The following is a 9,062-nucleotide window of genomic DNA, read 5'->3' as shown; positions in this document are numbered from 1 at the left end:
GTGGTCACGCTAAGCCGCTCGCTCATCGTGCCCTTCCTGCAATTCTCGCCGAACCGCGCCTTGCGGGAAAAGGCCTATGAGGCCTGGGTCGCGCGGGGGGCGAACGGGGGCGAGACCGACAACCGGGCAATCGCCGCCGAGACGCTGGCGCTGCGGGCGGAGCGGGCGCATCTGCTGGGCTACCCGGATTTTGCCGCCTTCAAGCTGGAGCCGGAGATGGCGAAGACCCCGCAAGCGGTGCGCGACCTGCTGATGCGGGTCTGGCATCCGGCGCGGGTCAAGGCGCTGGCGGATGGGGCGGTGCTGGAGGCGATGCTGAAGGCCGACGGGTTCCCGGGGCCGCTGGAGCCTTGGGACTGGCGGTACTACAGCGAGAAGCGGCGCAAGGCCGAGCACGATCTGGATGAAGCGGTCTTGAAGCCCTACCTTGGGCTGGAGGCGATGCTCGCGGCGATGTTCGACTGTGCGAGCCGCCTGTTCCATCTGGAATTCCGGGAAATCGAGGGGCCGTTCTATCACCCGGATGTGCGGGGCTGGGAGGTCACGCGGCAGGGCGCGCACATCGCGGTGTTCCTTGGCGATTACTTCGCGAGGGGCTCCAAGCGGTCAGGCGCCTGGTGTTCGGCGATCCGCAGCCAGCGCAAGCTTGGGGGCGAGCAGCGGCCGGTAGTCGTGAACGTCTGCAACTTTGCCAAGGGTGATCCCTGTCTCCTCAGCTATGACGATGCGCGGACGCTGTTTCACGAGTTCGGCCATGCCCTGCACCAGATGCTGTCGGACGTGACCTATGGCTTCATCAGCGGGACATCGGTGGCCCGCGACTTCGTGGAGCTTCCGAGCCAGCTTTACGAACACTGGCTGGAAGTGCCGCAGGTCCTGGAAGCGCATGCGAAGCACTACCAGACCGGGGAGCCGATGCCGCCGGACATGCTGGCGCGGCTTCTGGATGCGGGCACTTATGACCAGGGCTTTGCCACGGTGGAATTCGTGTCGAGCGCGATGGTCGACCTGGAATTCCATACCGGAGCGCCGCCTGCCGACCCGATGCAGAAACAGGCGGAGGTGCTGGAAGGGCTGGGGATGCCCCGCGCGATCCGGATGCGGCATGCGACGCCGCATTTCGCGCATGTGTTCAGCGGCGACGGCTATTCCAGCGGCTACTACAGCTATATGTGGTCGGAGGTGATGGACGCCGATGCCTTTGCCGCCTTCGAGGAGGCGGGCGATCCGTTCGACCCGGCGACGGCGGCGCGGCTGGAGCGCTTCATCCTGTCGGCGGGCGGGTCCGAGGATGCCGAGGCGCTGTACCTGAAGTTCCGCGGCCGGATGCCCGGGGTGGAACCGCTGCTCAAGGGCCGGGGTTTGCTGGAACCGGCGTGACCCCAGTGGAGGCGTGAGTGCACCTGTTCGAGACATGGAATTCCGAAGAGGCGCTGTCGCACCTCATTTCCCTGGTGGTCGCCTATCTGCTGGCGCTGCCCATCGGCTGGAACCGCGAGCGCGAGGAACGGAGCGCAGGCCTCAGGACCTTTCCCCTGGTGTCGATGGCGGCCTGCGGCTTCGTGATGATCGCCATCGAGGTGCTGAGCGTGGGGTCGGAGCAGCATTCGCGGATTCTGGAGGGGCTGATCACCGGGATCGGCTTTGTCGGCGGCGGGGCGATCCTGAAGCAGGGCGACCGGGCGCGGGGCACGGCGACGGCGGCGAGCCTCTGGGCCACGGGGGCGATGGGGGCGGCTGTCGGCTATGGGCAGCTGGACATCGCGGTGATCCTGAGCCTGGTGACGGTGTTCACGCTGGTGGTGCTGACGCCCTTGCGCAAGGTCGTACAGGAACACAGCAGCTTTGACGATGACGCGGCCTGAGACCTAGCGGCGGAGCGCGCCCGGCGGCTGGCCGAACCTTGCGCGGAAAGCGCGGGAAAGCGTCGAGGGGCTGGAAAAGCCGGTGCGCAGCGCGACTTCGGCAAGCGGGTGCCTCGTGTCGGTCAGCATCCGGCGGGCGGCTTGCAGGCGCAGGTCGAGGGCGTGGGATGCGGGCGTGGTGCCAAGTGCCGCGCGGAAGAGCGATTCCAGGCGGCGGGGGGAGAGGCCGACGGCTTTCGCGGTGTCGGAGGCCGGTTCGGGGGCGTCGATCCGCGCCTCCATCCGGGCCAGCGCCTGCGCCACGCGAGGGTCGAGGGCGGGCTCCTGCGCCTCGGGGGCGATCTGGGGTTCCGAGCCTTTCCGCACGGTGGCGAGGAAGCTGGAGGCGACCTGCCGGGCCAGCGCGGCGCCGTGACGGGTGCGGATCAGGTGCAGCATGAAATCGGCAGCGGGGGCGGCGCCCGCGATGGTCACGCGGTTGCGGTCGATCACGAAGCGGTCGGGAACGACGTCGATATGGGGGTGGCTGGCGGCGAGGTCCTCAAGGTCTTCCCAATGCACGGTGGCGCGGTAGCCGTCGAGGAGGCCCGCACGCGCCAGCACCCAGGGCGCGGCGTCGATGCCGCCGACCAGCGCGAAGCGGGGGGCGATGCGGCGGAGGTCGTGGATCAGCGGCCGGGTGGCGACATCGGCCAGCCGGTAGCCCGCGGCGACGATCAGCGCCTCGGCGCCCACGGCATGGGAGAGCGGGCCGGAGGAGGGAAGCTCGATGCCGCAGGTCAGGGGCACGGGTGCACCATCGGGCGAGACGACGCGCCAGCGGTAGGCCTCATGCCCCAGTTGGCGGTTGGCGTTCCTGAGGGGGTCGAGGGCGGAGGCGACTTCGAGGATCGAGGCCTGCGGCAGGACGAGGAGCGCGATGGTCAGGGGATCGCGCGAGGGCTGGAAGATGGCGTTTTCCGTCATGGAAATTGCGTAATGTGCAAAGCGTCGTCTGGCAAGCGGGCTATGGTGGGGGCCAAGCCCAAGGGGAGGATGCGATGCCGCTCAACATGAACAAGGAAGTCTTCATCACCTGCGCGGTGACCGGCTCGGGCGGGACCCAGGACCGTTCGCCCCATTTGCCGCGCTCGCCCAAACAGATCGCCGAAAGCGCGATTGCGGCAGCCAAGGCCGGGGCGGCGGTGGTGCATTGTCACGTCCGCGACCCCGAGACGGGCAAGCCCAGCCGCAAGCTGGAATATTATCGCGAGGTGACGGACCGCATCCGCGATTCGGATACCGATGTGGTCCTGAACCTGACCGCCGGGATGGGCGGCGACATGTACTTCGACGACACCGAGACGATGACCACGATGGCCGCGAAGTCCGACATGTGCGGCGCAACCGACCGGGTGGCGCATATCGTCGAGTGCCGGCCGGAGATCTGCACGCTGGACTGCGGCACGATGAACTTCAACGAGGCCGACTATGTGATGGTCAACACGCCCGGGATGCTTCGGGACATGGCCAGGCGGATGACGGCGGCGGGTGTGCGGATCGAGATCGAGGCCTTCGATACCGGCCACCTGTGGCTCGCGAAGGAACTGGTCAAGGAAGGCGTGATCCCGGAACCCGTGCTGGTGCAGCTCTGCATGGGCGTCCCGTGGGGCGCGCCGGATGACCTGAACACCTTCATGGCGATGGTGAACAACGTGCCCGCGGGCTGGCACTATTCGGCTTTCGGGCTGGGGCGGAACGAGATGGCCTATGTCGCTGCGGCCACATTGGCGGGCGGGAACGTGCGCGTTGGGCTGGAGGACAACCTGTGGCTCGACAAGGGCGTGCTGGCCACCAATGCCCAGCTGGTGGAGCGTGCCACGACCATCATCGAAAACATGGGCGCACGGGTGATCACGCCGGCGGAAGTGCGGGCGCGGCTGAAGCTGGAGAAGCGGGCGCCGGTGGGGAAATAGTCATGGCCCGGTTCGCTCTGGTCTTCGCGGGTCTTCTCCTCGCGTCCTGTGTCGAGGAGCCATCGACCGGGCCGCAGGGCAAGGCCCTGACCAGTACCGAACGGGCGGAGTGCCTCATGAAGGGCGGCAAGGTCGGGCGCGGTGGGCTTCTGCCGGACGAGGTGTGCTTCCTGCCGGAGCCGGACGCGGGCAAGTCCTGCACGAAGAAGACCGACTGCGAGGGCCTGTGTCTGGCGGATACCCGGACCTGCTCTCCGGTCACGCCGATGTTCGGCTGTTTCGAATTCCTGGACGACACCGGCCAGAAGGTCGGCATCTGCATTGACTGAGGGGAAGACCATGGCGCGCAAGGCGGCAATCATCGGGGGCGGGGTTATCGGCGGCGGCTGGGCCGCGCGGTTCCTGCTGAACGGCTGGGACGTGGGTGTGTTCGACCCCGATCCGCAGGCGGAACGCAAGATCGCCGAGGTGATGGCGAACGCCCGGGCCGCGCTGCCCGCGCTGTCGGACGTGCCGATGCCGAAGGAAGGCAAGTTGACCTTCCATGGCACCATCGGCGAGGCCGTCGAAGGGGCGGAATATGTGCAGGAATCGGTCTCCGAACGGATCGAGCTGAAGCACAAGGTCTACGCCCAGTTGCAGCAGGCCAATCCGGGCGTGTTGATCGGGTCCTCGACCTCGGGCTTCAAGGCCAGCGACCTGCAGAAGGGCTCGCCCGCGCCGGAAAACATCATCGTCGCGCATCCGTTCAACCCGGTCTATCTGCTGCCCCTGTCGGAAATCTCCGGCTCCGACAAGAACACCGCGGCGACGGTCGAAAAGACCGTTGAGATCATGAAGGACATCGGGATGTTCCCGCTGGTGATCCGGCACGAGATCGACGCCTTCATCGGCAACCGCTTCCTGGAGGCGGTCTGGCGCGAAGCCTTGTGGATGCTGAAGGACGGCATCGCCACCACCGAGGAGATCGACGAGGCGATCCGCATGGGCTTTGGCTTGCGCTGGGGCCAGATGGGCCTGTTCGAGACCTATCGAATCGCGGGGGGCGAGGCCGGGATGCGCCACTTCATGGCCCAATTCGGCCCGGCGCTGAAATGGCCCTGGACCAAGCTGATGGATGTGCCGGAGTTCAACGACGAGCTGGTGGAGCTGGTCTCCAGCCAGTCCGATGCGCAGTCCGGCAAATACGGCATCCGCGAACTGGAGCGCATCCGCGACCGCAACCTTGTGGGCTTCCTGCGCAGCCTCAAGGAACGTGACTGGGGTGCTGGCAAGGTGCTCAAGGAACACGACGAACGCCGCGCTGCGGCCTTCCATGCCGAAGTGGCCAAGGGCCTCGACACCGGGGCGAAGGCCGAGCCGCTGGTCATGTACCAGGGCCAGGTCCTGCCCGGCTGGATCGACTACAACGGCCACATGACCGAAAGCCGCTACTATTTCTGCAACTCGGAAACCGTCGACAACTTCCTGCGGATGATCGGCGCGGGGATGGATTATGTTGCCGCCGGACATTCCTACTACTCCGCCGAGACGCATATCCGCCACCTGGGCGAGGCGAAGCTCGGCGATCATATCCGGGGCGAGTTGCAGATCCTGTCGGCGGACGAGAAGCGCTTCCGCAGCTTCGTCCGCATCATGAAGGGCGAAGAATGCGTGGCGACGGTGGAGCAGCTCTGCCTGCACGTCGACATGAAGGCGGGCAAGACCGTGGCGGCAGCGCCCGAGGTCCGGGCCAGGCTGCAAGCCGTGGCCAAGGCCCATGCCGGGCTGCCGCTGCCGGAAGGCGCGGGCCGCGCGGTCGGCCAGAAGAAGGAGTGAGGCGATGGATTTCGGGCTGACCGAAGAACAGGCGATGATCGTCGACACGACGCGGGCGTTCGTGGAAGCGGAGCTTTATCCGCATGAGCAGATGGTGGAACGCACCGGCCAATTGCCGATGGAGCTGATCCGCGAGATCCAGCAGAAGGCCATGGCGGCGGGGCTTTATGCGGCCAACATGCCGGTGGAGCTGGGGGGGGCGGGGCTCGATACCCTGTCCTGGCTGCTTTACGAGAAAGAGCTGGGCAAGGCGAACTATGCGCTGCACTGGACGACCGTGGCGCGGCCTTCGAACATCCTCTTGGCGGGGAACGCCGACCAGCGCGAGCGGTATCTGATGCCCTGCATCAGGGGGGAGACCTGGGATTGCCTGGCGATGACCGAACCCGGCGCGGGGTCTGACCTGCGCGGGATGAAGGCCTCGGCGCGCTTGGACGGCGGCGACTGGGTGCTGAACGGCACCAAGCATTTCATCAGCCACGCCGACCTGGCCGGGTTCGCGATCTGCTTCATGGCCTCCGGCGAGGAGCAGACCCCGCGCGGGCCGAAGAAACTGATCACCGCCTTCTTCGTCGACAAGGGCACGCCGGGCTTCACCGTGCGCGAGGGTTACCGAAACGTTTCGCATCGCGGCTATACCAATGCGGTCCTGGAGTTCGACGACTGCCGGGTGCCGGTCGCGAACGTGCTGGGCGAGCCGCACAAGGGCTTCGAGGTGGCGAATTCCTGGCTGGGCGCGACCCGGTTGCAGGTGGCATCGACCTGTCTGGGCCGCGCTGAGCGCGCGCTCGGCCATGCGGTGTCCTATGCGGCGGAGCGCAAGCAGTTCGGCCAGCAGATCGGCAAGTTCCAGGGGATCAGCTTCAAGCTCGCCGACATGGCGATGGAACTGAAGGCGGCGGAACTGCTGACCCGCGAGGCGGCGTGGAAATACGACCAGGGCACGGTGACCGAAGCCGACATGTCGATGGCCAAGCTGAAGGCGACCGAGGTGCTGGCGCATGTCGCCGACGAGGCGATCCAGATCCACGGCGGAATGGGGCTGATGGACGAGTTGCCGCTGGAACGCATCTGGCGGGACAGCCGGGTGGAGCGGATCTGGGAGGGCACCTCCGAAATCCAGCGCCACATCATCAGCCGAGAATTGCTGAGGGCGGTCGGGGGTTGAACCGTCGGACCGGGGGTTTCACACCCCCGGACCCCCGTGGGATATTTTTGGACAGAAAATGCAGGCAACATCGGACTTCGGTAACCGCGCGTTAAGGTTAATGCGCGATTCTGTCGGGGCGGTACAGGCGGGGACGCCGATGACCGTGACGGGAAATGGCACCTCGCTTCGGGTTTCGGGGCGGGGTGTTCCCATTTTCTGTCCGCAAATATCCCGGGGTCCGGGGCAGCGCCCCGGGGCTGATGCAGCAGAGCGAGGCTGCGCATGAGCCGCCTCGACCGTCTCCTCCGCCCGCGCCACATCGCCGTTCTGGGCGCCGGATGGGCGCTGAACGTGATCGAGCAATGCCGGAAGATGGGCTTTGCCGGGCCGGTCTGGCCGGTGCATCCGACCAAGGCGGAAATCGGCGGCATGAAGGCCTATGCCAGCCTCGCCGACCTGCCCGAGCCGCCGGATGCGGTTTTCGTCGGCGTGAACCGTTTCGCGACGATCGAAGTGGTGGAGGAGTTGCGCCGGATGGGCGCGGGTGGGGCGATCTGCTTTGCGTCGGGCTGGACCGAGGCGGGCGAGGCCGGGTTGCAGGACAAGCTGGTCGCGGCCGCGGGCGACATGCCGATCCTGGGGCCGAACTGCTATGGGGTGATCAACTACCTCGACGGGGCGCTTCTGTGGCCCGACCAGCATGGTGGCATCCGCACGGACAAGGGCGTGGCGCTGGTCAGCCAGTCGTCGAACATCGTGATCAACATGGGGATGCAGCAGCGGGGCCTTCCGGTCGCCTATGTCGCCTGTCTGGGCAATGCGGCGGTGGTGGGGCTGGCGGAGCTGACCGGGGCGCTTCTGGACGATCCGCGAGTGACGGCGGTCGGGCTCTACATCGAGGGGATCGACGATGCCCCGGCCTTTGCTGCGCTGGCCGAGAAGGCGCGGGCGATGGGCAAGGGCGTCGTCGCGATCAAATCCGGGAAGACCGAGCTTTCCCGCACGGCGGCGGCCAGCCATACCGCCTCGCTGGCCGGGGGTGGGGCGGCGTCGTCTGCGTTCCTGCGGCAGATCGGGGTGGCGGAGGTCAACACGCCGAGCGAGCTGATCGAGACGCTGAAGATCTTCCACGTCCACGGTCCGCAGATCGGCAGCCGCATCTGCTCGCTCTCCTGTTCCGGGGGCGAGGCGGGGCTGGTCGCGGACCTTGCGGCGCCTTTCGGGATCGACTTCCCTCCGGTCCCGAAGGCCACGCATGACCGGCTGTTCGCGGTGCTGGGGGAGATCCCGACGATCTCCAACCCCTTGGACTACCACACCTTCATCTGGGGCGATGGGCCGAAGACGACCGAGGTCTTTGCGGCCATGCTGGAGGCCTATGACGCGGGGCTTTACATCGTCGACACCCCGCGCACCGACCGTTGTTCGGATGCCTGGTACCAGCCTGCGCTCGACGCGATGGTTGCAGCGCAGAAGGTGGCCGGGAAGCCGGCCTTCCCCGTAGCCTCGATGGTCGAGAACTTCGGCGAGGGCCGGGTGCAGGCGATGATGGCGGAGGGCGTCTGCGCGCTTCTGGGGATCGAGACGGCGCTGGCGGCGGTTAAGGCGGCGCAGACCCCGGCGGGTGAGGCGGGATGGCGGCCGGTGGCGGCGCTGGCCCCGCGCGAGACGCGGATGCTCTCGGAGGCGGAGGGCAAGGCGCTGCTGGCCGAGGCCGGGGTGGCGGTGCCGCGGGCGGTGACGGGGGCGACGCTGGCAGAGGTAGCGAAGGGGGTGGTGGGTTTGCACCCACCCTACGCGTTGAAGGGGCTCGGCTTCGCGCACAAGACCGAAGCGGGCGCAGTGCGGCTGGGGCTGGCCTCGCTGGAGGGACAGGCCGAGATGCCGGGGGCCAAGGGCTATCTGGTCGAGGAGATGGTGACGGGCGCGGTCGCCGAGGTGCTGTTGGGCCTGCGCCGCGACCCGGTCTATGGCGTGACGCTGACTTTGGGCATGGGCGGGGTCACGGCGGAGGTGCTGGCCGATACGGTGACGCTGGTGCTGCCGGTGACCGAGGCCGAGGTGCTGGAGGCGATGAAGCGCCTGCGGCTGTGGCCGCTGCTGGATGGCTATCGGGGGCGTCCGAAGGCGGACATGGCAGCGGTGGCGGGCATGGCGGTCAGGCTCGGGGCGCTGATGCTGGACAACGAAAGCCTTGAGGAAATCGAGATCAATCCCGTCCTCGTGCGCGAAAGCGGCGCAGTGGCGGTGGATGCGCTGATCAGGAGGGAGTGA

8 protein-coding genes are annotated in these 9,062 nt (G+C 67.3%); 7 read left to right on the top strand and 1 reads right to left on the bottom strand.

The annotated features are described in order from the left end of the window. Together JNJ68_RS01030 and JNJ68_RS01025 are read left to right on the top strand one after the other, a co-directional pair. Window positions 1-1,380: M3 family metallopeptidase (locus JNJ68_RS01030; protein ID WP_294977886.1), on the top strand; the 1,380-nt coding region annotated here is incomplete at its 5' end. 17 nt (window positions 1,381-1,397) lie between these two features. Next, window positions 1,398-1,865: an MgtC/SapB family protein gene (locus JNJ68_RS01025; RefSeq protein WP_294977883.1), complete on the top strand. Its 468-nt coding sequence runs from the start codon at window positions 1,398-1,400 to the stop codon at window positions 1,863-1,865. Between the two features lie 3 nt (window positions 1,866-1,868). Here JNJ68_RS01025 and JNJ68_RS01020 read toward each other — a convergent pair whose 3' ends face one another. Next, a complete protein-coding gene (locus tag JNJ68_RS01020; RefSeq protein ID WP_294977881.1) occupies window positions 1,869-2,831 on the bottom strand; it encodes a GlxA family transcriptional regulator in 963 nt (320 codons plus the stop codon). A 74-nt stretch (window positions 2,832-2,905) separates the two neighbouring features. Here JNJ68_RS01020 and JNJ68_RS01015 point away from each other — a divergent pair, with 74 nt between their 5' ends. The 5 genes from JNJ68_RS01015 to JNJ68_RS00995 all read left to right on the top strand — a co-directional run bounded on the left by JNJ68_RS01015 (window position 2,906) and on the right by JNJ68_RS00995 (window position 9,062). Beyond that, entirely contained in the window at window positions 2,906-3,820 is a 915-nt protein-coding gene (locus tag JNJ68_RS01015) for a 3-keto-5-aminohexanoate cleavage protein (RefSeq protein WP_294977878.1), read from the top strand. A 2-nt stretch (window positions 3,821-3,822) separates the two neighbouring features. Further along, on the top strand, window positions 3,823-4,149 hold the full coding sequence (locus JNJ68_RS01010; protein ID WP_294977875.1) for a hypothetical protein: 327 nt from the start codon (window positions 3,823-3,825) through the stop codon (window positions 4,147-4,149). 10 nt (window positions 4,150-4,159) lie between these two features. Further along, a complete protein-coding gene (locus JNJ68_RS01005) occupies window positions 4,160-5,638 on the top strand; it encodes a carnitine 3-dehydrogenase (protein ID WP_294977873.1) in 1,479 nt (492 codons plus the stop codon). Window positions 5,639-5,642: 4 nt separating this feature from the next. Then, window positions 5,643-6,806, top strand: a complete 1,164-nt coding sequence (locus JNJ68_RS01000) for an acyl-CoA dehydrogenase family protein (RefSeq protein ID WP_294977870.1) — start codon at window positions 5,643-5,645, stop codon at window positions 6,804-6,806. Window positions 6,807-7,070: 264 nt separating this feature from the next. After that, complete coding sequence (locus tag JNJ68_RS00995; RefSeq protein WP_294977867.1) at window positions 7,071-9,062, top strand: acetate--CoA ligase family protein; 1,992 nt, start codon at window positions 7,071-7,073, stop codon at window positions 9,060-9,062.

The organism is Tabrizicola sp. (assembly GCF_016793705.1).
Lineage (GTDB): Bacteria > Pseudomonadota > Alphaproteobacteria > Rhodobacterales > Rhodobacteraceae > Tabrizicola.
This window is presented reverse-complemented; position numbering and strand designations above follow the sequence as displayed.

Bases quoted from the DNA above. Each gene is read 5' to 3' on its own strand.
- JNJ68_RS01020 (WP_294977881.1), bottom strand. From the start codon at position 2,831: ATGACGGAAAACGCCATCTTCCAGCCCTCGCGCGATCCCCTGACCATC.
- JNJ68_RS01015 (WP_294977878.1), top strand. From the start codon at position 2,906: ATGCCGCTCAACATGAACAAGGAAGTCTTCATCACCTGCGCGGTGACC.
- JNJ68_RS01010 (WP_294977875.1), top strand. From the start codon at position 3,823: ATGGCCCGGTTCGCTCTGGTCTTCGCGGGTCTTCTCCTCGCGTCCTGT.
- JNJ68_RS01005 (WP_294977873.1), top strand. From the start codon at position 4,160: ATGGCGCGCAAGGCGGCAATCATCGGGGGCGGGGTTATCGGCGGCGGC.
- JNJ68_RS01000 (WP_294977870.1), top strand. From the start codon at position 5,643: ATGGATTTCGGGCTGACCGAAGAACAGGCGATGATCGTCGACACGACG.
- JNJ68_RS00995 (WP_294977867.1), top strand. From the start codon at position 7,071: ATGAGCCGCCTCGACCGTCTCCTCCGCCCGCGCCACATCGCCGTTCTG.